Source organism: Cytobacillus massiliigabonensis, assembly GCF_900199725.1.
Classification (GTDB): Bacteria; Bacillota; Bacilli; order Bacillales; family Cytobacillaceae; genus Cytobacillus; species Cytobacillus massiliigabonensis.
On sequence record NZ_LT904902.1, the window covers coordinates 683,962 to 707,425 of the forward strand.

Genomic DNA, 23,464 nt, shown 5'->3' on the forward strand with positions numbered 1-23,464 from the left:
ATTGCCCTTACAAAGCAATCCCTCTAAATTCTCCAAAATCTAAACGCATAATCGTACTTAGATAAGAATAAATATAGAAGTAATTCATAATATCAAACTGTTACGTTTGACTGTATGGTTTGAACTAACATATAATATGTGTAAATACATTAAACTGGGGTGATAAGATGGGGCAGTTTATCGTATTGGCGAATTAGCGAATATTGCTAATGTATCAAAAAGAACCATTGATTACTATACAAATATCGGACTTATTCAAGCAAAGCGTACAAAGTCAAACTACCGAATCTACTCTGAGGAAGTTCTTTCAGATTTACGATTTATTGAAGAATGCAAGCTTATGCATATTCCATTAGACGAGATTAAGAGAAAGCTAGAATTAAAGTCCAAAACAGACATGCACACTGGGGATGTTGAAAAACAAATTGATTTGGTTACTAAGCAAATTAAGCAGCTCCATAATGAAATTGCTGTATTATTGCCGCTTATAAATCATCTTGATAAGGAACAGATGAGTGATTTATCAAGAAAGCTCAATACGGAAGGCTCAACATTAATCAAATCCCTTGTGAGCTTAACAAGTTAATACATTTTTTAAATTATCAGGAGGTGACACCTTACCCGATACTCGGGCTAAGGGAACTTATTTGGACATATTAAACTTGGTTATTATAGCCATTTTAATTGCTTTGACAGCATTTTTTGTAACTTCAGAATTTGCTATTGTAAAGATTAGAAGTTCAAGAATTGACCAGTTAATTGAAGAGGGCAATAAAAGTGCGATACCTGCAAAGAAAGTGATTAGTCATTTGGATGAGTATTTATCTGCTTGCCAATTAGGAATAACCATAACTGCACTAGGAATTGGGTGGCTTGGTGAACCAACAGTTGCACATATGCTGCGCCCAGTTTTCAACCAGCTCGACATTCCAAGTTCTGCATCACATATTCTTTCCATTGGTATTGCTTTTGCTTTTATTACTTTTCTGCACGTTGTTGTTGGAGAGCTGGCGCCAAAAACACTAGCGATTCAAAAGGCTGAATTAGTAACTCTGTTAACGGCACGCCCTTTAATTTTGTTTTACAAAATTATGTACCCATTCATTTGGGCATTAAATGGATCTGCACGATTCCTTACAGGGTTATTTGGCTTAAAGCCTGCATCCGAACACGAATTGGCCCATTCTGAAGAAGAACTTCGAATCATTTTGTCAGAAAGCTATGAAAGCGGCGAAATCAACCAATCAGAGTTTAAGTATGTAAATAAAATTTTTGAGTTTGATAACCGAATTGCAAAAGAAATTATGGTACCTCGAACGGAGATTGTTTCATTCTCAAAAGACGATACACTAGAAAGCTTTTTACAAACTGTGTATGAGGAAAAATTTACACGCTATCCAATCATTGATGGAGATAAAGACCATATCATCGGATTGGTTAATATTAAAGAAGTTATGACTGATCTGATTAAGAATAGAGAAATCACAACAAATACGCTTGATTCTTATACACGTCCGATTATCCGTGTCATTGACACCATTCCAGTTCATGATCTTCTCCTAAAAATGCAGAAGGAAAGAATTCATATGGCTATCTTAATGGATGAATATGGCGGCACTTCTGGACTAGTAACAGTAGAAGATATTCTTGAAGAAATTGTCGGTGAGATACGTGACGAATTCGATATGGATGAAATCCCTGAAGTTCGCAAAATTAAAGAGGGGCACTATATCTTTGATTCGAAAATTCTAGTAAGTGAAGTAAGTGATCTGCTAGGAATCGATATCGATGATGAAGACGTTGATACAATCGGCGGCTGGATCCTAACGGAAAATTACGAAGCGAAGCAAGGTGACATTATCTATCTTGACTCCTATGCTTTTAAAATTATCGATATGGAAGATCATCATATTAAATACGTTGAAGTCACACGTGTACAAGAAAATGATCAGCAGCCGCAAACACTGCCGATAACTGAAACACAAGTTGTATAGAGTTGCCTGCGCGAATAGAAACACCCCAGCCTTCAAAGCTGGGGTGTTTCTTTATTCATTATTGATTCTGGGGAAGCGAATGGTAAATTTCGTTCCTTTCCCCTTTTCACTCCATACTTCAATTTCTCCATCATGAAGCTGGACGAGCTGTTTAACAATTGAAAGCCCAATTCCAAATTCCCCATATGCTTGGTTCGTTCTAGATAGATCTGCTTTATAAAACCGGAGCCAAATCGATTCAATTTCCTCAGGATCGATTCCTTCACCCGTATCCTCTATTTCAATAATTGTCTCGTTCTCTCCTGCCTTTCCCCTTAATGCAATCGTCCCGCTGTCCGTGAATTGAATGGCATTCTTAACGATATTCACAATAATTTGAATCAGCCGATCGTAATCAGCAATAACTGTAATCTCCTCATCACAGTCAATCACAATCTGATTATTTTTTTCGCCAGCCTGTAAAACTAGCTGTTCCTCTACTACCTCAAGTATCTCGGTTAATTCAAGCTCTATTTTATTTAATTTCAGCTGATTGGATCGTATTTTTTCATAATCCAGATTTTCATTGACAAGACGTATCAGCCTTTTTGCCTCTCGATCTATGAGAATCATCCCTTTTTCGATATCCCCTTCAGGAATCAGCTGATCTTTAATTCCTTCTGCGAGTCCGCTAATTGTTGTTAGCGGGGTCCTCATTTCATGAGAAACATCTGCTATGAACTTTCTTCGTCTATTTTCCAGCCGTTCAATTTCTTCATTCGATTCTTTCAGCTTTGCAGCCATTTCATTGAAATCAGTTGCGAGCTGACCTATTTCATCTGGATATGTATCACTGACATGAACATCATAATTTCCAGCAGAAATCATTGATGTGGCATTGCGGAAATTTTTAATTCTCCTAATGATGCTTTTTGATAAAATTAGGCTGATCAAAATGGATGCCGATAACGAGATCACAATCGTATACAATAAAAACCGGTTTAATTGCCTGATCATATCCATCGCCCCTGTAATGGGAGACAGCAGCAGAACCCCTCCCGCTAAGCGGTCGCCTTGCATGAATGGCAAAGCAACATATGTCACTTCCTGGCCAAAGCGTTTAATATCATGCTTCACTGACACCCGATTGCCTTTTGAAATGGTCTTCCACTCAGACTCGGTTAACTTAATAAGAGGCGCACTTTGTAATTGCGGATAAATGACATTCCCTTCATAGTTAAAAAGAATATATTGGATATGCCTAGTTTTCAGTATTTGGCTATATTCTTCTAAAAAACTTTCTGTTCCCTCGAGTCTTACAGTTAAATCCTTTAAGATTTGTTCCCCGTAATCATCCAATTCCTCCACTTTATTTTGAAAAATATAATTTTCAACAAATTGGGAGAAAGAAAAGCTTAAAATAAGAAAAGCTAGAATGAGAATGCTGATATGGCTGATAAGAATTTGATAAAAAAACTTAATCTTCATTCTTAACTTCCGTTTCATCAAACTTATAGCCAATTCCCCAGACAGTTTGGATAAACGGCTGCTCAGGAGTGCCAATTTTTCTCCTTAATCTTTTAATATGCACATCAACGGTCCGCTCATCTCCGTAAAATTCATATCCCCACACACGGTCTAATAATTGTTCCCTAGAAAAAACCTGCTTGGGGTTTTTCACGAAATAGTAAAGCAAATCGAACTCCTTTGGTGTTAAATTAGATAGAATTTGCCCTTTAAAGGTAACCTCCCTTGAATCCTTGCTAATCTGGAAATATTGACTGGAAATCATATTTCCGTCTTCCTTCTCCGCTGCTTCCATATGATAGCGGCGAGTAACTGCCTTTATTCTTGCCATTAAAGTTAATGGGCTAAATGGCTTCGTTACATAATCATCTGCCCCCATTTCAAGTCCAAGCACTTGATCAGATTCACTATCCTTTGCTGTCAGCATAATGATTGGCACCTGACTTAAATCTCTTATTTTTCTGCATAAAGTAACCCCATCCATAATCGGAAGCATCCAATCAACAATGATTAAGTCCCATTTCCCTTTATTAAAACGGTCAAAGCCATCCTGACCATTATGCACAAACTCGCCTTCATACCCTTCCTTCATAAAAAACATTTCTAACATGGAACAAACACTTTCATTATCTTCAACGACAAGAATTTTCATCATACACCATCCCTAACTAAAACTACTATTGCTTCTATTTAATCGAACTACTACCTTTTTTTCAATAAAAATAACTTTTTAATGAAAAACCCAATTTTTTCCTCATGTGTTTTTTGTTTTTGGATATGCTAATAACCGGGACAAGTCTACCACAAAAAAGAAGGAGTGCATAATAATGAAGAAACTCTCAATGATCGTTTGTGCGTTAAGTTTCCTGCTATTAGGTTCAGGCTTTCATCAAGCACCTGCATTAACGAATGCTGAGGAAGGAAAACAACTGGAGAATCCTCATATCCCTCACCGTCATTTTATGAATGAAGCCGATTTTAAGCGCCTCAAGGATCAGGGCTATACGAAAAAGGAAATCCTTAAAGCTGCACACATCGCAAAATTTGCAGATACGAAGATTGATGATGTGCTAAAAACATATAAAGAAAACGATTCTTCTTGGGAGAAAACAGCTGCACATTATGGCTTAGATATGGAAAAGCTAAAGAACAAATGCCATGAGCAAAAAGAAAAATTCCTTGAAGAGCATAAAGAGGATGTCATTGAAAATGTGGCAGAACATACTGGGAAAACAGAAGCCCAAATTCAAGCTTGGGTTGATGAAGGAATCCCATTAAGGTTTATTGTTGGCGGAGCAGCGCTGGCAAAGGCAAGCAACAAGGACTTTGAGGAGCTCATAAAAATGAAAATGAGCGGCCAGTCCTATCAAGAGATTAAGAAAAGCCTCAATCTTGATAAAGGAAAAATTCATGAAGAAATGAAAGCTTTAATGGGAAAAATAAAAGAGGATATAAAGGACTAACTTTCACTTCAAACTACGATTACATCCAACGCGATGATTTTCACTATACTAAAAGGCTGTCCAGAGGCTGGACAGCCTTACCCATTAGGATAAATAGATAAAATAAGCAATGAACGCAATACATAAACCATACATAATTGGATGAATAGCTTTAACTTTTCCTAAAGCAAGCATCGTAACAGGGTAGAGAATAAACCCTAGCGCAATGCCCGTTGCCACACTATATGTTAATGGCATCATTAAGATTGTTACAAATGCGGGAACGGCAATTTCAAGCTTGCTCCAGTCTATTTGCTTTACTTCCATTGCCATTAAAGCACCGACAATAATGAGAGCAGGTGAAGTTACTTCAGCAGTAACGACACCTAGTAATGGTGAAAAGAATAGCGCAACTGCAAAACAAGCAGAGATAATAATAGAGGTAAATCCTGTTCTCCCGCCAGCTGCAATCCCGGCATTTGATTCAATCATCGCTGCTGTTGTAGAAGTTCCTAAAACTGCTCCAACTACAGTTGCACTTGAATCTGCAAGCAGTGCCTTCCCCGCGTTAGGAATCTCATTATTCTTCATTAGCCCAGCCTGGCTTGCAATGGCAATCAGAGCACCAGCTGTATCAAAAAAAGCAACAAATAAAAAAGTAAATATGACTGCAATCATTTCAGGTGTAAAGATTTGATCAAGATGTGAAAAAACTTCACCAAATGTAGGCGCCATGCTTGGAATAGCCCCGATCATTTTTTCAGGTGTTTCAATCACTCCTACAAGCATTCCAATGATGGAGGAAATAGCCATCCCCAAGAAAATAGCCCCTTTTATGTTTCTCACCATTAAAATAATCGTTAGGATAAAACAAAAAATGGCAAGTAACGTTGCAGGTGCCTTTAAATTACCGAGCGATACGAATGTCGCTTCGCTTCCCATAACGATGCCTGCATTCTTCAATCCAATAAAAGCAATAAAAAACCCAATTCCAGCCCCAATCGCATGCTTTAAATCCTTTGGAATCACATTGATGATTTTTTCGCGGATTTTAAGCAGGCTCAGGATGACAAATAGAATACCAGATACAAAAACTCCTGTTAATGCAGTCTGCCATGGGATGCCCATCCCGATGCACACGGAAAAGGTAAAGAAAGAGTTCAAGCCCATACTTGGACCAATGCCAATCGGGTAATTTGCTAATAAGCCAATGAATAAAGATCCAATAATAATGGATAAGGCTGTCGCAGTAAAAACAGCCCCTTTATCCATGCCTGCTTGGCTTAAAATAATTGGATTTACAATTAATATATAGGCCATAGATAAAAAAGTTGTAAATCCAGCGATCGTTTCTTGCTTATACGTTGTCCCTCTTTGCTGGAACTGAAAAAATTGTGACATTGAAGTATCCCCTTACATAAAAATGGCTTCCTGATACTAGTATTTACCAAAGTGCCATAAATAAAAAAGCTTCGCTATAAGCGAAGCTGCCAAATATTACATAAGAGAATGGATTGCTTTCTAGTTTAATAGAATAACAATACACTTTTCCCATGTAGTCAAGCTATTTACGGCAGCTCGGTAGAAACGTCCAGTCCATATTACTGAACATATACAGGTAAATATGAGTCTAATATAATGTTCATCATTTTAGCAAAGGCAAAATCAACAGTCAATTTTAATATTTATTTCGTTTATTTAAATTTTCGCAATAAGAAAAGCTGCCCAAGTTATGGGCAGCCTTCTCATGAATTATACAGTTTGATTTTCTATTGATTTTTCAGATATAACCACTTTTTCTGGCAGGTGAGAAAGAATTAGCTGAAACTTTCCTTTTGAAGTGTGGATGGTAACACATATACTATTTTCCTTAAGAACAGAAATGGCAGAATCATGATTTACCTTTTGTGGTTTCATCTGTAATTCCGTTCCTTTGTTTGACATATTCACTAAGAAAATACCATTATGTAAATTTAAAAACTCACTGACTGATGCTTGGGCTAGATCATCTGCTTCTGTTAATTCCTCCTCAGCAAATACGGAGGCAATTTCTAAAAACACTTTTTCTTCAGCAGCAATCGCAGACCATAATGGTTTTTTCCCTGTTATTTCTTGAGAAACGAGCCATTTCGCTTCTATATGATTAGCCTCGCTTGCTTCTACAAACACTTCATCATCGATAAACCGAACAATATTTTTTACAAATAAAGATATATATTCAGCAAATCTTTCTTTTTCTAGATGATTCATATGAATGAAGCTATCAACGATTGCATCAACATCCCCGGTCTTAATGGCTTCAAATTTTTCATCTGACAAACTATGTATTCTCTTGTACTCGTTAAGGGCATTGGTAAATTCTTCAATCGATAGATAATTTTGATCAACAACTGCCTGTGCCAGCAATAAATGATTTTTCTTTTGTGATGATAACATGTGTTCTACTTGTTCATTCGATAGAAACCCAAGGTCCACTGCAATTTCTCCGAATCGTTTATCCTGCTGCTTTTGCTTTTCATGAATTTCTTCCACTTGTTTAAAAGTTAGCAAGCCTTCATCAACAGCAATGACACCGAATTTCACATGTGTTGTTTTTTGAAGGTCAAGTGCAGTTTTAAGCTGATCGGCAGTAAGCAGCCCATTGTTTAATAAATAATGCCCAAAATATTGACTAAACATGTGTGCTCTCCCCCTTTTCCCCTTTCATCACCTTTTCAATGATGGCTGTTACAGCTTCTAAAGTGATCGGCTTCTGAATAAAATCATATGCACCCAGATCAAGTGCTTTTTTCAAATGGGACTGTGTTCCAGCAGATGAAGCCATAACGACCTTCAAACTAGGGTCTTCGTCCATGATCTCTTCTAAAGCTTCCATTCCATCCTTGCCCGGCATGACAATGTCCATGAAAATCAAATCTGGCTTCATTTCCTTAGCCTTTTGGATGGCAGCAAGTCCATCTTCCGCTTCCTCTATCGTGCCGCATTTACAAACTTCTAATATATTTTTCAGCTTCTTTCTAATAAGGGCAGAGTCATCACAAATTAATACATTTAATTGCTTTTGCATCATTCATAACTCCTATTTTTTGTATATAGGTTAAAAGTTCTGCATATTATTACAAAATTCCTTCTATAAACAAAAACATATTACCTTTTTACTATTATTTTTGTGATATTTTTGACATTTCCTAAGCTTCCCTTTTTAAGAAATAGTTGAAAAAATGTTATAATAGAAGGAATAAATGAGTATAAAAATGACAAGAGTATTTCTTGTCATCCAAAAGTAAGCAATTGGGGGAAACTATATATGATTGAACCATCAACAGAACACACTGTCATCCAAACCGTTCATAAAGGCTTAACAAAAACAAAGCTAGTAAAGAGCATCTTCTTTATTATTCTTGGGTCTATTTTAATGGGCGTAGGAATTGAGGAGTTCTTAGTGCCTAACAAAATATTAGATGGCGGGATTGTAGGCATTTCTATTATTTTGTCTCATTTAACACATGTAAAGCTTGGCATATTTATCTTCATTTTAAATATCCCCTTCTTCTATATTGGATACAAACAGATCGGCAAGACCTTCGCCTTGTCCACCTTATTAGGAATTGCGGTCCTTTCTGTTTCTACCATTCTTCTTCACGATGTTCCGGTGTTTACAAAAGATCCCCTCTTAGCAACTGTATTTGGCGGAATCATTCTAGGAACTGGCGTTGGAATCGTTATCCGTTATGGAGGTTCCCTCGATGGGACTGAAATTCTTGCCATTATCGTGAACAAAAAGCTCCCCTTTTCAGTAGGAGAAATTATTATGTTTTTTAATATTTTCATCTTCGCTTCCGCTGGTTTTGTCTTTGGCTGGAATCGAGCGATGTATTCAGTGCTTGCCTATTTTATTGCTTTCAAGACGATAGATGTGGTTATCCAAGGACTTGATGAATCAAAGTCTGCCTGGATCATTAGTGAAGAGCATAAATTAATTGGCGATGCCATTTTGGCAAGGCTTGGCCGGGGTGTCACCTATTTAAACGGAGAAGGTGCATATACCGGTGATGATAAAAAAGTTATTTTCTGTGTAATCACCAGGCTGGAAGAAGCAAAATTAAAATCAATTGTTGAAGAACTGGATCCGAATGCCTTTTTAGCTGTAGCTAATATTTCGGAAGTCAGGGGCGGCAGATTTAAGAAGAAATCAATTCATTAACAGATAAAAAGGTGCCGAAACATTGCGGCACCTTTAGCTATTCTGGATATAAATTATGAAACATCCTCTTCATAAAGTAATCATCTTCACATTTTTCCTGGATATATTTGATCTTCTTTCCCTTTTTAACTTGCTTATCTAGAATAATCCATTTATTTTCTTCACGTTTTAAATGGATAACTATATTATTACTGCTTTTTTCTTTATAAAAAATATATGCCGTATTCGGATCCCCATGGAAGAAATAAATTCTCTTTTCCCCAATTGCCTCTCCGCTTACATGATCCTTTAAACTCTCAAGCTGCTTAACCTGTTTTCCAGTAAGAACTGTATATTTCATTAAGTCAATCATCGTTAAATACATACTCTGATCAATAATTTCTTCATACTTATGACCGAAGCTAGAAAATATATCTTCCATTACCTGTTCATTATATTCCTTATTGCGGATATCTTTTTTTCGTTCACAATCAATCTCCAGCTTGTTTTCCTCTTGCGCAAAGACAGAACTGCTGCCAATTGTAATCAAGAGGAAATTTAAAACGAACATATACTTCATTACCTTCAAATAATCACCTCGGACTGTATTTTTCCAGTAATTAAGAAAAATATTCACATGCTCCTGTTATTTTCTTAAAATAATGGAAAACTACATACTACCTAAGGGTTATCATTTGAAAAAACAGGTTCAAAACGGTATTATTTTTTTCGAGTCAAAAATTAGGATGGTGAAAGATGGAAAAGAAACATCGATCGGAAAGTAAGCTGCATATTATTTATCGTTACATTATGCTGCTAATCGGCGCAACGCTTGCAGCACTGGCAATTGAACTTTTTTTAATCCCAAATTCAATTATTGATGGCGGAATTATCGGAATCTCCCTCCTTATTAATCATCTGACAGATATTAGTTTTGGGATCCTTGTCTTCGTATTTAATATCCCTTTTATCTACTCAGGATATAAAAATATCGGAAAAAACTTTGCCTTTTCCTCTCTTTTCGGTATTGTGGCACTAGCAATTATTGAACCTCAATTGCATCATATTTCTCCCTTTACAACCGAACCGTTATTAGCAACTGTATTTGGCGGATTATTATTAGGAACAGGGGTTGGCATGGTTATCCGTCATGGCGGTGCTTTAGACGGAACGGAAATACTAGGTATTCTATTGACAAAGAAGCTGCCGTTTTCAATTGGAGAATTTGTCATGTTTTTTAATGTATTTGTATTTGGCTGGGCAGGCTTTGTTTTAGGCTGGGAGCAAGCAATGTATTCAATCATTACCTATTATATTGCTTCCAAAATGATTGATTCCGTCGTCCAGGGGCTAGAGGGTGATACAAAAGCAGTCATCATCGTTTCAGACCATTATGAAGAAATTTCCGACGCTATTATTGATCGCTTAGGGCGAACAGTGACAAAACTAAAGGGGAAGGGCGGATTTAAAGATAACGAAAAAGAAGTTATTTATGTCGTCGTTACTCGATTAGAAATCTCAAAACTGAAAACGATCATTGGTGAGATTGATACAAATGCCTTTACAACGATTATGGATACGCAGGAAGCACATGGAAGCAAGTTTAAATCTGCAATACACTAAAAAAATGCTTGGAGTTTACGCTCTAAGCATTTTCGTTTTTTAACTCTTTATTTCTTAACTCTAGAAACGGTCATCCCATCACCAATTGGAACAAGAATCGTTTCTAATTGAGGATGATTAGCTACCATTTCGTTGAATTTCTTCATTATTTCCGTGTGACGTTTAAGTTGAGCCTCTTCGTCCGCTACACTGCCTCCTGCAAGAACGTTATCAGCAACAATTAATGCACCTGATTCAGCCAGTCTAATGCAAACCTGCAAATAATTCTCATAGTTTTCTTTGTCAGCATCAATAAAGAAAAAGTCAAATCGTTTCTGATCCTCAACTAATTTTTCAAGGCTTTGCAAAGCAGCACCGGTCATATAGGATACTTGCTCACCAAAGCCTGCTTTAGATAGATTGCTGTATGCCAGTTTTGCGAAGTTTTCATCTAATTCCAGAGAAGTTAACTTTCCTTCCGCTCCAATGCCTTTGGCTAGGCAAATCCCGCTATATCCTCCTAGTGCTCCTATTTCCAGGACATTATTTGCCCCTGAAAGTGACACCAGCATGGTTAACAGTTTTCCGGAAGCAGGTGAAACAGAAATGTTGCGCATGCCATTTTCTTTGATGGATGTAAGAACTTCCTCCAAAACTGGATCTTGATCATAAAACAATGAATCGAGATACATATTAATTTGTTTCATTCAAATGTCCTCCCTCCTCCTCATGATCTGCAGACTCTTTACTGACCATTTCAGCTGCTTCATTTTCGCGCAGTTCAAACAACTGCTTAAATTCGTTGATTACCATATCAATCGCTTTTAATTCACCGACAAGAATGGGATTGATCGATTGAAACTCAGGCTTTTCTAACTGCTGCTTAATAGTATCTCTCTTGAGATTCATCATTTCCAAAAAGGCAATCGCTCTTCCTCGGCGGAAGGTTTTGGGACCGTGCTGATGCGAATGATGTTCTCTTCCTCTGGAACGTTCCCCTCGATGGCGTCCTTCTTTTAATAATTTTTCATGTCTCATATGGTAATGCTCCTCTCTTTGTATACATTCGTATACACCAAGTTACACTACTGATTGTATACAAATGTATACAAATCGTCAATATAAAAGTAAAACCTCTATCACAAAAAGATAGAGGTTTTACATTTGCTTATTATTTTTTTAGAAAAAAGATAGAATTACTCATTTCATGTGAAATCGGACTGTTTTAATAACAAAATTAATTCCCGCATTCACTTTCATTTCCGCTAAGTACAATCGCATTTCTGCCGGGATCATACTCAATGACTAGATTCTTCACATCATCTTTCAGCTGCGGATCAATTGCCACTCGTATTTCATTGATTATGACTACTATATCTTCTGCCACAGGCTCATCCAGAGCCATCCCCATTTGTGGACCGCCTCAGCCAAAGCCTGCAAAGTAAATTCGTATACCCGCAGAGTTTTGATCCTGCAATACTTGCTTAAGCAAGTCGCGGGCTTCGTTCGTAATGTTCATATCAATTCCCCCCATTTGTTAAAATAACATTTTAAGGAGATCGTGTAAAATGAACTATTTTTTATAAGCTAAGCAGTATTTGATTCCCTGAAGGATCTGACGTAATGAAATGACCATTTTCCAGAATAACAGCCGCACCGATTTTTTCTAAGCTGGCAACTGCATGCTTTCTGGCATCCTCATTCGGATAGACAAGTGTAAAATTCTTCATGCCAACACTATTCTCTGATGGAGCTGGGGCACCCACTCCATTCCACGTATTCAAACCGATATGGTGATGATAGCGCCCAGTAGAAATAAACAATGCCTGTCCGCCATATCTCGTTACAATATCAAACCCAAGCCCTTTGCAATAAAATTCCTCTGCTTTGTTTAAATCTGATACATGTAAATGGATATGTCCCATTACAGTATTAGAAGGCAGCCCCGCCCATGGTCTCCCATCCCCTTCAGCAAGAATACTTTCAATATCCAAACGTTCAGTTGCCATCACAACCTCTTCATTTCTCCATGTCCATGTTGATGATGGGCGGTCCGCATAGATTTCAATACCATTCCCATCTGGGTCAGCTAAATATAGGGCTTCACTGACCAGATGGTCAGAAGCTCCCTGTAATGGATAGCCTATTTTAATAAAGTGTTCAATCACATTGGCTAAGTCCGAACGAGAAGGGAGCAAAAGGGCAAAATGATATAGTCCTGTTGTCCGCGGCTGTTTCGGGTGAAAAATTTCTGGCTGCTCGATTGTTAGTAACGGTGTTTTTCCGTCTGCTGTTAAACTTGCTATTTTCCCTGCTTGCTCTAAAATTTGAAAGCCAATGACCTGTTGATAAAAAAGGATCGAACGCTGCAGGTCAGCTACCTTTAAATAAACATGAGGTACAAAAATATGAGGTTCACGATGAAAATTCATATGATTATCTCCTTATAATTAAGAATGTAAGTTAGTTACTTTATGTAAGTAATTATATTTTTGTAAATCGAATATGTCAAGTAACTTTATTATTTACTGTAATGGAGGTTATAATGTAAGAAGGAGTGATGCAAGATGAATAAATCTCTTATTTGCCCAAGATTTGAAAAGGCAATGAGCATTATTAGTCAAAGATGGACCGGCTTGGTCATCTATCAGCTGTTAAATGGACCTCAGCGTTTCAGCACAATAGAAGCTGCCATTGGGATAAGCGGAAGAGTCCTTTCTGAACGGCTTAAGGATTTAGAACAAGAGGGAATTGTGAAACGAGAAGTGTTTCCAGAAACACCTGTCCGTATTGAATACTCATTGACAGATAAAGGATTATCATTAGAGCCGCTAATGAAGGATATTGAAAAATGGTCTCAGACTTGGCTAGATCCGGTTGATGCTGATTCCGAAAAATAAAAAAAGCAATGGAGCCAATCCTCTCCATTGCTTTTTTTAAGAATTATAGATACTTCCTATGAATGCTCTTCCCATCATACGTAAACAGCATATTTTTCCCTTCAACAATAGTTTCCATGTGAACACTTCTGCCCCAGAGCTGCTGGACATACGGAAGGACCTTTTCTAAATATTTCAAGTCTAATTCGATCCCTTCAAACCAATGCTTTAAGTACAGCTCGCCATTTTTCAGATAATCGCCGTCATTCACCGTTAAATAAGGGAAGCCGCCATTGACACGCATACTTACAAGCTGATCACGAACATTTTCCCATTGTTTATCAACTACTTTATAGTCCTTGCCTTGTTTCTGAAACAAATACATATCCTCACGCAAAACAAGGTCTTTCGTTAAATAATTTCGCAAAAAAGAAATGTCTGATTCAATTTCGCGAACCTCAAACATTTTTTCACGCCCAGATCCTGGTTCCACCCCTCGTCTTTTCATCTCTTCCGTCGGGTTGTCATATCGTTCTTCAATATCCTCGAAGATTTTTAAACCAAGATAATATGGGTTAATGCTCGTTCTTGATGGCTGAACAACCCCTGCATTTAACTTTGCAAACTCAAGTGCCTCGCCGCTTGTTAAATCCATTTCACGCAAGATTCGCTGATGCCAATAAGACGCCCAGCCTTCATTCATAATTTTTGTTTCCAGCTGCGGCCAAAAATACAGCATTTCCTCTCTCATCATCGTTAATATATCTCGCTGCCAATCAGCTAATTCTCTGCTATAGCTTTCAATAAATAATAGTAAATCTTTTTCTGGCTGTGGAGGGAATTTCTTATTCTTTTTTCTCACAGGCTTCGGTTTGTTTCTGTCATCCAAACTCCATAAATCATCATATGGAGAGGAGGCTGTTGTTTCTTTTTCCTCGAATTCATCATCACTTAAATTCCAAGCAAGCTTTGGTCTCATAAGGGAAGGATCAATATGCTCTTCAATTGCTAAAACGGCATCAAGAAACGTTTCCACTTCTTTTTTTCCATGCTCGATTTCGTATTGCCTGATGCGTTCCGCTGTGGCAGCCATGCTTTCTACCATATCGCGTTTCGTGTTTTGAAAACGCACATTGTTTTTGAAGAAATCACAATGAGCCAAGACATGGGCTACGATTAATTTATTCTGAATTAACGCATTAGAATCGAGCAAAAAGGCATAGCAAGGATTTGAATTAATAACGAGCTCATAAATTTTTGAGAGCCCAAGATCATAGTGAAGCTTCATTTTATGAAACTGCTTGCCAAAGCTCCAGTGGGAAAAACGCGTTGGCATTCCGTACGCACCGAATGTATAGATGATATCTGCAGGACAAATTTCATAACGCATCGGGTAAAAATCTAAACCGAAGCCGGTAGCAATTTCTGTAATTTCTTGAATCGCATAATTTAGGGCATTCCTATCGTCTTCACGCATTCACTACTCCCCCTTTTTCGTCTTATCACAATCTATGAGAAAAAGGCGGGAATGATGTATCATGAGGATAAACTTCTCTAGAAATACTCGATACGGTATTGCCTTAATATAATTGATTCCGATGCCATTCCCAAGCATCAGAAATAATTTGTTCTAAATTCCGTTCTGCCTCCCACACAAGCTCTGAAAAGATCTTTTGTGAAGAGGCTACAAGTCTTGCTGGATCCCCCGCACGCCGGTCAGCCATCTCAACCTTCGCTTTTAGCCCTGTTACCTTTTCACATGTCTCAAGCACTTCTTTTACAGAAAAACCATGCCCATTGCCAAGATTATATACTTCTGCTTCTTTTTCCTTTGCTAACAGAGCTTTCAGTGCAAGAATATGGGCACTTGCTAAATCATTTACATGAATATAATCACGAATACATGTGCCATCTGGTGTTTTATAGTCTGAACCGAAAATGGAAACTTTATCTCGATGGCCCAATAAATGCTGAAGAATGATTGGAATTAAGTGTGTCTCAGGATTATGGCTCTCGCCAATCTTAGCAGATTCGTGGGCACCTGCTGCATTAAAATAACGCAAAATGATATAATTTAATCCATATGCATTTTTAAAATCTGCTAGAATCTGTTCAATCAATAATTTAGAATGTCCATACGGATTAATCGGTGATGTCGCTGTTTTCTCGTCAATCATTTCAACAGCCGGAATTCCATATACTGCTGCTGTTGATGAGAATATAAAATTTTTCACATGATTATTTAACATTGCTTTTAACAGTTTTAACGTAGAAGCCACGTTATTTTCGTAGTATTTGAGCGGATCAATCACGGATTCGCCAACTAGACTATAGGCTGCAAAGTGCATAACAGCACTGATTGGGTAGCTTTTGAAGATCATTTGCAGCACTTCTTCGTTTCCAATATCTCCTTCAACAAATATAGCTCGGGAATCCACTGCCTCTCGGTGTCCTGTTGATAGATTATCAAGAACTATGACCTCTTCGTTTTCTGCCAATTCCTTAACTAGATGACTGCCTATATAGCCAGCACCGCCAACAACAAGAATCAAGTTTATCTCTCCTCAGCTGCATTGTTTTATATAAGAATGGAATCTTGTTTTCTTTACCGAATTCTACGGTCGAATACGATATTCCGTTTCATTATCAAAGAAGTGAGCCTTATTCATGTCTAATGCTAATGTAATCATTTGTCCTGTTTTTACTTCCGTACGGGCATCGATACGAGCGATAAATTGCTGGTCCTCTACTTGGGAATAGAGCATGGTTTCTGCACCCATTAACTCAGCCACTTCTATTTTCACATCAATTCTAGAGCCTTGAGAAGACTCAATGAATATTGGCTCATCATGAATATCCTCTGGACGAATCCCCATCATTATTTCTTTGTTTACATACCCTTGTTCACGTAAATATTGCATTTTCCCTTCTGGGATAGTAATCGAAGCCTTCCCGATATTTATTTTCCCATCTGATAGAGTCCCCTTAAAGAAGTTCATCGCTGGTGAACCAATAAAGCCGCCCACAAAAGCATTTTCAGGTGTTTCGTAAACTTCTTTAGGCGTTCCCACTTGCTGAATAATTCCATCCTTCATGACGACAAGCCTTGAAGCCATTGTCATTGCCTCTGTTTGATCATGCGTAACATATATAGTTGTCGTTTGTAAACGATGGTGAAGCTTTGTAATCTCAGCTCGCATTTGTACGCGCAGCTTCGCATCTAAATTTGATAATGGCTCATCCATTAGAAAGACCTTTGCATCACGAACGATTGCACGTCCTAATGCTACCCGCTGGCGCTGTCCTCCAGATAGTGCCTTTGGTTTACGGTTTAAATATTCTTCAAGTCCTAGAATACGTGCAGCTTCATTTACACGGCTATTGATTTCGGATTTAGGAAACTTACGAAGCTTAAGTCCAAATGCCATATTATCATAGACAGTCATATGCGGATAAAGAGCATAGTTTTGAAATACCATTGCAATATCTCGGTCCTTTGGCGGGACATCATTCATACGCACTCCATTAATGAAAAGATCCCCTTCAGAAATTTCCTCAAGTCCCGCAACCATTCGTAAAGTAGTCGATTTCCCACAGCCTGAAGGGCCAACAAAAACAATAAATTCCTTGTCCTCAATTTCAAGATTAAAGTCTTTTACTGCTGTTACCTTATTATCATATTTTTTATAAATGTGCTGCAGTTTTAATTCAGCCATTTTGCTCCCTCCCTCATTTTTTGAATATTATCAATTGTTTTTAGTTTAATGATCATTGGCAGAGTATGTAAATATGCAAATTGCACAAAAAATTCTGAATGCCAATTAGGCATTCTGTACAACCGAATTACTTTTATCAATCATAAAGATTGCTAGCATGACAAAAGTGGCATTGGAAAAAGAACGAATATCAATTCCTGTTTTTTCAATAAATTTATCCAATCGGTATTGCAGACTATTTCGGTGAATATACAGCTTTTTCGCTGTTACAGAAGCATTTAAATTATTTTGGAAAAATACTTGAAGGGTATGAAGCATTTCTTGTTCCTGTACACTTTCAACCAAATAGTCCGATAAAATACGTGGATCTGCTAGTGTAGGTGATTCAATGAGCAACAATGGGAATCCTTCATAAAAAGTTATTACTTTTTCTTGATTTGTACGCTGATGAATAACCTCCATACATTGACATTCGTAAGTGAATTTCTCTTTTAATGAAAGATCGAATTTATTCAATTGCCCTATATACCCGTGAATTTCAACAAAAAAATCACTTATTAATGTATCAATTAATTGATTAAATTCCTTTTTAGTGAAAGCTCCTTGAGGCTGTTGGTCCACAATAAATCCATGTGTACGGCTCTGCCAAAAAAGGACCGGTTGACCAAAACCCCCGATAATTGCTTCTTCAAAACTATTCGGGTCCTCTAGAGGGGACTTTAGGAAAAAATAAAATATTCGTACTGCTTCAATTTCGCCTGAAGCCGGAAGAACATTTGTATGTTCAAATAAAAATTCATGCCATTCCTGCTTTATGCGAGAGTTAAATATTCTTTCTGCAAGAAAATCAATGGAAGTGAATAAATGATTTAAAAGGTTTAATTCACCATTAGTAAGGGCAGTTTTAGTTATTCCAAATGTATGGCCATTCTCCATTTGAAACCAAAATTTATCATTGTCATCTGGATTAATTTGTTCAGTAAAGGCCGTTTGATAATACCCTTTTAGTTTCTCCAGCATGCGATCCCCACTTTATTTTTATTATTTGACAATTCTATTTTATATTAAAAATAAAAAAAGCAGGAGCTTTCATGTCTCCTGCTTAAGCAATTATTAATCATCATATTCCACATTCAATACATCTCCAGTAATTGCGTCCAGCTCAAGATCTACTTTTCCTTTGTTTGTCTTTAGCTCAAACTCGTAAATCATTCTGCCATCATCTTCATCTTTATCCATTTCTATTACTTTGCCATTCACTGTTTTTTCTGCAATTTTGATGGCTTTCTCAGTGGAGAGGAGATTTTTGTTTGATGTATTTATTTTCTCATCAAAATTATCATCATCCCAGTCATTATCCCAATCATCATCCATATCCATTTGTTCTTTCACTTTTAGGACATCCCCGCTGTATGCATCGATATGAATATCATAATCGATCTTTCCATTTTCAATATCCACATCAAAATAACGCTGTCCGAATCGATTTTCTAGCTCTACGCTTTCAACCTTGCCTTCTGCTTTTGTTAACGCTATTTTTTCTGCATCCTGAGCGGTAATCATTTTCCCTTCATTAACAATTGGCTCTTTTTTAGCTGCACTTACTGCAACAGTGCCTCCTACAAGCAATGCTGCGGCAACTCCACCTATTAATAACTTTTTCATCTTTATTTCCTCCCTTATTTTCCTCTTTCTTTGCTACATCTACAATATACCCCGCAAATATTAGAAGAAAAGGAAAGAAAGATTAGAATTTAATGAGAAACACTTAATCATCAAAAGAGACCGAGAGTATTTTTCCTGTGCTAGCATGGATTGAAACTACAGCTTCCCTGTCATCAGCCGTCTCTATCTCAACAAGATAATAAGTGAGATCTCCTGAGGATTCCAAATCGATATCATCAACTGTTCCTTTCACTTGTTTCAAAGCTATTTCCTTCACAGCTGATTCCGTTAGAAGCTGGGACGTTTGCTGCTCCCCACCCTCTACTATTTCTTGTTGAACCTCTTGATTAGATTTTTCCTCTGTTGGTTCTTTCTCATTCTCCTTCTTGCTGCTGCCGATTTTCGAAAAAGACAGTACTTCCCCATTTGAAGCATTTAGCTTTATTTCATAGATAATCTGTTTCCTATCCATTTCAATGATATAATTGTCATTTTTTTGTTCTATTTTTGTGATTTCACCTTTGTATCTTTTTTCAACAAGATCTTCTGCCTCTTCTTGGGACATAGATTCGGCCGAAGTGGTTACTCTCCCCCATTGCTGTAATCCTATAAATAGTAATGCAAGCAATATGACACTGCCCGCAATCCAGAGCCAAAGCTTTTTTCTCATTATTACACCTCACTTTACACCTATATTTTCTTACATAATAATGAGAATTTGCTGAGAAATCGCCTATTTTTTGAAATAAAGTGTGACTGTTGTACCGACGCTTTCTCTGCTTTCAAGATCTATTTTAATGTCCAGAACCTCACTAAGCTCCTTTGCCAGTGAAAGCCCTAAACCTGATCCCCCGCTCTTTCTGTTTCTAGCCTTATCCACTCGATAAAAACGGTCGAACACCTTCGGCAATTCATCCTTATGAATGCCAATCCCCTGATCTCTAATTTGAATAAATACTTGATCATCTTTTATCATTGCTGTGACAGTTATCGCCTGATCACTATATTTCCTAGCATTATCAAGGAAAATATACATCAGCTGCTTTAGCTTCTGTTCATCTGTATCCACCATAAGAGACGGCTGTAATTCATTATTAAATATAATTTTCCGATTATAGGCATTTTGAAAAGCATGAAGGGTTTGTTTAAGGAATTCGTATATATTTACTTCCGACAAATACAAATTCCATTGTTCGTTATGTTTGGCAAGCAATAGTAGCTGCTCAGTCATATCCCTCATCCGAATCGCTTCAGAATGAATAGCCTCAATCGACTCCGCAAAAAGCTCTGGTTCCTGTATTCCTCTGCGTTTTAACAAGCTTGCATAACTTTCAATAACAGTTAATGGTGTTTTCAGCTCATGTGAGGCATTGGATACAAATTGCTTTTGCTTCTCAAAGTTTGTTTCCAGCAAGTCAATCATATGATTAAACGTTTCGCCCATTTCATGAAGTTCATCCTTTGATTTTTCTTCAAGAGGAAGCCTTTTAAATTGACCGCTTTGCTTGATTTCCGTCATTGTTTTTATCATTGACGTCACTGGCTTGATCAATAAATCACTTAGCACACGGCTTGAAATAAAAACAGGAATGAGTGCAATTAATGTGACAGTTATAAGTACAATTCGCAGAATTTTTAAATTTTCAATGGCCCTTTCCATATTTTTCGTCATTTGCAAATTGGCCACATTGCCATCAGATAGGATGATTGGCATTGAGGCGAAAGCATATGCCCGCTGATTAATCGTCAGCCTTTTGCTTACTTCACCGGAATAATAGATTGCATCCTCTTTACTTAATTCGATTTCAGTTGGCGAAGCAGTTGTCAAGGTACCTTGTCTATCCGGCTTTATAATTCTTATCATGCCATCAATAGGAACATAGGCACGCAAAAATTCACCTTCTTCAGCCATCGTTGTTGATTGATTAAACACTTCTGCTATTTTTTCTGTTTCTTCTTTTACATCACTTGTTTCACTTTCAAGGATCAAATTACTAAATAGAAAATAAATAGACAGATTCATTAAGAGCAGCAAAACAGAAAACAGTACCGCTGTATATAAATTAATCTTATTGCGCAGCTTCATTTTGCTTCCTTTAACACATATCCAACCCCGCGAATGGTATGAATAAGTGCCGGCTTATTTGGAGTATCTATCTTTTTCCTAACGTAGCGAATATACACATCAACCACATTTGTATCGCCTAAAAAATCATATCCCCACACTGCTTCGATGATTTGATCACGATTCAGCACTTGCCGCTTGTTATGCATGAAATACACGAGGAGATCAAATTCCCTTGGAGTAAGCTCTATAGAATCTTCTCCTCTAACAACTTCTCTTGTTTTTTCATTCAATCTTAAATCAGCTATTGTCAGCCAATCGCTTTCTTCTTCCATTTGCTCTTTTCCCTTAAATCTTAAGGCTGCTCGAACTCTAGCCAGCAGCTCTTCAATTTGAAATGGCTTTGTAATATAATCATTCGCTCCAAGATCAAGTCCAGAAACCTTATCCTCAACTGAGCTTTTTGCTGTCAATAAAAGAACGGGCGTATGGGAATCATGCGCACGAATACGCCTCAGCAGCTCAATTCCGCTTAATCCAGGAAGCATCACATCCAATAAGATTAAATCCCATTTTTGTGATCGATAGAATGCCAAAGCATCCAATCCATCCATTGCCTTAGTCACTTGATAGCCCTCATAATCCAGCTCGATTTCCAGCAGCCTGGCAATTTTTTCTTCATCCTCTACAACTAAAATAGACTCTTTGGCCAACTTGATCTCTCCTTCTCTTACGTCCAATCATGTTAAAACAAGAGTAGCAGAAATCTTAGAGAAATTCATTATGTACAGTTATTTTATTCGATAAATGCCGGTCTGCCTAATTTCACATCACTGGTTATTACTTCGTGCATAAAGACATGTTCAATTAATCAGACCGATCATGTATTTTTTACACAAAAAGAGGACAAGAGAGGTTTTATCCCTCTCTTACCCTCTTTTCTCCTCTACGGTTAAACTAAGTGTTTTTCTATTATCAAGACTATGGGTGACTTTCACAATTAAGGTGATCGGCTTTCCGTTCTCATTTACTTGGAATGTGAATGAATCTGTCACATCTGTTGCAGATATTTTTTGCCTGCCTGTATATTGATATTCAACAACATCTTGCCCAGGGAAATCCTCTTTCACAACGGACGTTGCAATTCTTCCGTATTTTTCATAATCTGGTTTTTCACTTGCTGCAGCTGATAAGGTCCATGCACTCATAAATAAACTTATCATAATAAAAACTAACAAGTGCTTTTTCATTCTATCCCTCCAGTAACAATTGTGATTATCCCTATTTTCCGCGACTTTTCTAATATTATTCATTCGGTCATTATTCAAGGTAAAAGTTGAAAACCCACTCAATTCAACATGTCCAACATTTACAGTGCAATTTCCTCACGAAGAACCGCAAACTATAATCAACTCCTGAAAGAGGAGGAAAGGACAATGAATAAGTTGGATTATGACCGAGCTTTATTCTACACTCACCGATCTGAATGGGACAATTTATTAATTTTAATGGTAAGAACAGAGGATCAATTTCTTTCAAAAAAAATTGAACATTTCCTGCATGCTTATCATTTTGAAAAGGATTACTCTGTCCTTGAAAAACATTTATATTCTTTACTCAGATACATCGACCATGCGAATGAATTCAATGAAACTGAAGTGCTGGAAACCATCTCCAATTTCCCTTGATGATAAATAGAATTCCACCAATAAAAAGCACGATCCAAACAAAGGGATCGTGTTTTTAAATTTATAAAACCATTATTTTGTTAACCCATTTCGGACAGCATATAGTGCCGCCTGCGTACGATCAGCTAATTCCAGCTTTGAAAGAACATTTGAGACATGTGTTTTCACTGTTTTTTCAGTAATGAATAAATCTGCCGCAATTTCTTTATTGCTTTTTCCTTTGGCGATTTCCTTCAGCACTTCTAACTCTCTTTTTGTTAACCCCTCTAAAGGTTTTCTTTCTTCACTGCTTTTTGCTGTTAGATGCGAGAGAAGATGGGAAGTCGCCTTAGGATGCAATTGGTTTTCACCATTTTTCAAATGAATGATGGCACGTACAAGCTCGTCTGGTTCAATATCCTTCAATTGATAGCCAGAAGCACCGGCTTCAATAGCTGGAATCACATGGTCCTGGTCTGAGAAACTCGTCAACATCATGATCTTCACATCTGGACAGCCTTGTTTTATTGCACGTGTTGCTTCTATACCATTCATATTAGGCATTTCTAAATCCATTAATACAATATCCGGCAGGAGCCTCATTGTCATTTCTACTGCCTCTTTTCCATCCCTTGCCTCGCCAATAATATCAATATCCTGCTGCGTCTTCAGAAAAAAGGCTAATCCCCGCCTTACGACATGATGATCATCAGCAATAAGAATACGAATAGTCATCCATACACCC

General features: G+C 37.4%; 27 protein-coding genes and 1 riboswitch. Of the genes, 7 read left to right on the forward strand and 20 right to left on the reverse strand.

The window, feature by feature from the left end; translation table 11 throughout:
* Positions 1-184: 184 nt before the first annotated feature.
* Both C1726_RS26735 and C1726_RS03820 read left to right on the forward strand, forming a co-directional pair.
* Complete coding sequence (locus tag C1726_RS26735; protein ID WP_102271953.1) at positions 185-586, forward strand: MerR family transcriptional regulator; 402 nt, start codon at positions 185-187, stop codon at positions 584-586.
* A gap of 61 nt (positions 587-647) precedes the next feature.
* Positions 648-1,994, forward strand: a complete 1,347-nt coding sequence (locus tag C1726_RS03820) for a hemolysin family protein (RefSeq protein ID WP_102271954.1) — start codon at positions 648-650, stop codon at positions 1,992-1,994.
* A 51-nt stretch (positions 1,995-2,045) separates the two neighbouring features.
* On the opposite strand, the gene C1726_RS03825 is transcribed toward C1726_RS03820, so the two are convergent.
* A complete protein-coding gene (locus C1726_RS03825; protein ID WP_102271955.1) occupies positions 2,046-3,461 on the reverse strand; it encodes a sensor histidine kinase in 1,416 nt (471 codons plus the stop codon).
* Entirely contained in the window at positions 3,451-4,152 is a 702-nt protein-coding gene (locus C1726_RS03830) for a response regulator transcription factor (RefSeq protein WP_102271956.1), read from the reverse strand. Before C1726_RS03830 ends, C1726_RS03825 begins: the two co-directional genes overlap by 11 nt.
* A gap of 175 nt (positions 4,153-4,327) precedes the next feature.
* Between C1726_RS03830 and C1726_RS03835 the strand changes: the two genes are divergently transcribed.
* Positions 4,328-4,963, forward strand: coding sequence for a hypothetical protein (locus C1726_RS03835; protein ID WP_102271957.1), 636 nt, complete (start codon positions 4,328-4,330; stop codon positions 4,961-4,963).
* 84 nt (positions 4,964-5,047) lie between these two features.
* Here C1726_RS03835 and C1726_RS03840 read toward each other — a convergent pair whose 3' ends face one another.
* The 3 genes from C1726_RS03840 to C1726_RS03850 form a co-directional block, all read right to left on the reverse strand.
* Positions 5,048-6,343 carry an NCS2 family permease gene (locus tag C1726_RS03840; protein ID WP_102271958.1) on the reverse strand — a complete coding sequence of 432 codons (1,296 nt, stop codon included), beginning with the start codon at positions 6,341-6,343 and terminating at the stop codon, positions 5,048-5,050.
* Positions 6,344-6,478: 135 nt separating this feature from the next.
* Positions 6,479-6,580, reverse strand: a riboswitch (purine riboswitch).
* A gap of 114 nt (positions 6,581-6,694) precedes the next feature.
* Entirely contained in the window at positions 6,695-7,621 is a 927-nt protein-coding gene (locus tag C1726_RS03845) for a hypothetical protein (RefSeq protein WP_102271959.1), read from the reverse strand.
* Entirely contained in the window at positions 7,614-8,009 is a 396-nt protein-coding gene (locus C1726_RS03850; RefSeq protein WP_180968088.1) for a response regulator, read from the reverse strand. The genes C1726_RS03845 and C1726_RS03850 overlap by 8 nt, the downstream gene beginning before the upstream one ends.
* A gap of 240 nt (positions 8,010-8,249) precedes the next feature.
* Between C1726_RS03850 and C1726_RS03855 the strand changes: the two genes are divergently transcribed.
* Positions 8,250-9,146 (forward strand): YitT family protein, encoded by an 897-nt coding sequence (locus C1726_RS03855; RefSeq protein ID WP_102271961.1) that lies wholly within the window; start codon positions 8,250-8,252, stop codon positions 9,144-9,146.
* A gap of 37 nt (positions 9,147-9,183) precedes the next feature.
* On the opposite strand, the gene C1726_RS03860 is transcribed toward C1726_RS03855, so the two are convergent.
* Positions 9,184-9,696, reverse strand: a complete 513-nt coding sequence (locus C1726_RS03860) for a hypothetical protein (protein WP_216629059.1) — start codon at positions 9,694-9,696, stop codon at positions 9,184-9,186.
* Between the two features lie 185 nt (positions 9,697-9,881).
* Between C1726_RS03860 and C1726_RS03865 the strand changes: the two genes are divergently transcribed.
* Entirely contained in the window at positions 9,882-10,748 is an 867-nt protein-coding gene (locus tag C1726_RS03865; protein ID WP_102271963.1) for a YitT family protein, read from the forward strand.
* Between the two features lie 47 nt (positions 10,749-10,795).
* Here the strand turns inward: C1726_RS03865 and C1726_RS03870 are convergent, their stop codons facing one another.
* The 4 genes from C1726_RS03870 to C1726_RS03880 all read right to left on the reverse strand — a co-directional run bounded on the left by C1726_RS03870 (position 10,796) and on the right by C1726_RS03880 (position 13,159).
* Positions 10,796-11,434, reverse strand: a complete 639-nt coding sequence (locus C1726_RS03870; RefSeq protein ID WP_102271964.1) for an O-methyltransferase — start codon at positions 11,432-11,434, stop codon at positions 10,796-10,798.
* Positions 11,421-11,765, reverse strand: coding sequence for a hypothetical protein (locus tag C1726_RS03875; protein WP_102271965.1), 345 nt, complete (start codon positions 11,763-11,765; stop codon positions 11,421-11,423). Before C1726_RS03875 ends, C1726_RS03870 begins: the two co-directional genes overlap by 14 nt.
* A gap of 199 nt (positions 11,766-11,964) precedes the next feature.
* The gene (locus tag C1726_RS26065) at positions 11,965-12,138 is read right to left on the reverse strand and encodes a hypothetical protein (RefSeq protein WP_180968089.1); all 174 of its coding nucleotides are present in this window, start codon (positions 12,136-12,138) and stop codon (positions 11,965-11,967) included.
* A 169-nt stretch (positions 12,139-12,307) separates the two neighbouring features.
* Positions 12,308-13,159, reverse strand: coding sequence for a VOC family protein (locus C1726_RS03880; protein WP_102271966.1), 852 nt, complete (start codon positions 13,157-13,159; stop codon positions 12,308-12,310).
* Positions 13,160-13,294: 135 nt separating this feature from the next.
* Between C1726_RS03880 and C1726_RS03885 the strand changes: the two genes are divergently transcribed.
* Positions 13,295-13,627: a winged helix-turn-helix transcriptional regulator gene (locus tag C1726_RS03885; protein ID WP_102271967.1), complete on the forward strand. Its 333-nt coding sequence runs from the start codon at positions 13,295-13,297 to the stop codon at positions 13,625-13,627.
* A gap of 43 nt (positions 13,628-13,670) precedes the next feature.
* Here the strand turns inward: C1726_RS03885 and C1726_RS03890 are convergent, their stop codons facing one another.
* The 9 genes from C1726_RS03890 to C1726_RS03930 form a co-directional block, all read right to left on the reverse strand.
* Positions 13,671-15,083: a SpoVR family protein gene (locus C1726_RS03890; RefSeq protein ID WP_102271968.1), complete on the reverse strand. Its 1,413-nt coding sequence runs from the start codon at positions 15,081-15,083 to the stop codon at positions 13,671-13,673.
* Positions 15,084-15,186: 103 nt separating this feature from the next.
* The gene (gene galE / locus C1726_RS03895; protein WP_102271969.1) at positions 15,187-16,158 is read right to left on the reverse strand and encodes a UDP-glucose 4-epimerase GalE; all 972 of its coding nucleotides are present in this window, start codon (positions 16,156-16,158) and stop codon (positions 15,187-15,189) included.
* A gap of 63 nt (positions 16,159-16,221) precedes the next feature.
* A complete protein-coding gene (locus tag C1726_RS03900; protein WP_102271970.1) occupies positions 16,222-17,322 on the reverse strand; it encodes an ABC transporter ATP-binding protein in 1,101 nt (366 codons plus the stop codon).
* Positions 17,323-17,427: 105 nt separating this feature from the next.
* Entirely contained in the window at positions 17,428-18,342 is a 915-nt protein-coding gene (locus C1726_RS03905; RefSeq protein ID WP_102271971.1) for a PucR family transcriptional regulator, read from the reverse strand.
* Positions 18,343-18,435: 93 nt separating this feature from the next.
* On the reverse strand, positions 18,436-18,987 hold the full coding sequence (locus tag C1726_RS03910) for a PepSY domain-containing protein (protein ID WP_102271972.1): 552 nt from the start codon (positions 18,985-18,987) through the stop codon (positions 18,436-18,438).
* Positions 18,988-19,090: 103 nt separating this feature from the next.
* Complete coding sequence (locus C1726_RS03915; protein WP_102271973.1) at positions 19,091-19,657, reverse strand: PepSY domain-containing protein; 567 nt, start codon at positions 19,655-19,657, stop codon at positions 19,091-19,093.
* A gap of 63 nt (positions 19,658-19,720) precedes the next feature.
* On the reverse strand, positions 19,721-21,073 hold the full coding sequence (locus C1726_RS03920; RefSeq protein ID WP_102271974.1) for a sensor histidine kinase: 1,353 nt from the start codon (positions 21,071-21,073) through the stop codon (positions 19,721-19,723).
* The gene (locus C1726_RS03925) at positions 21,070-21,765 is read right to left on the reverse strand and encodes a response regulator transcription factor (RefSeq protein ID WP_102271975.1); all 696 of its coding nucleotides are present in this window, start codon (positions 21,763-21,765) and stop codon (positions 21,070-21,072) included. Before C1726_RS03925 ends, C1726_RS03920 begins: the two co-directional genes overlap by 4 nt.
* A 216-nt stretch (positions 21,766-21,981) precedes the next feature.
* Entirely contained in the window at positions 21,982-22,302 is a 321-nt protein-coding gene (locus C1726_RS03930) for a DUF3889 domain-containing protein (RefSeq protein WP_102271976.1), read from the reverse strand.
* A gap of 186 nt (positions 22,303-22,488) precedes the next feature.
* Here C1726_RS03930 and C1726_RS03935 point away from each other — a divergent pair, with 186 nt between their 5' ends.
* Positions 22,489-22,740 carry a YhdB family protein gene (locus C1726_RS03935; protein ID WP_102271977.1) on the forward strand — a complete coding sequence of 84 codons (252 nt, stop codon included), beginning with the start codon at positions 22,489-22,491 and terminating at the stop codon, positions 22,738-22,740.
* Positions 22,741-22,812: 72 nt separating this feature from the next.
* On the opposite strand, the gene C1726_RS03940 is transcribed toward C1726_RS03935, so the two are convergent.
* The gene (locus tag C1726_RS03940) at positions 22,813-23,454 is read right to left on the reverse strand and encodes a response regulator (protein ID WP_102271978.1); all 642 of its coding nucleotides are present in this window, start codon (positions 23,452-23,454) and stop codon (positions 22,813-22,815) included.
* Positions 23,455-23,464 lie beyond the last annotated feature (10 nt).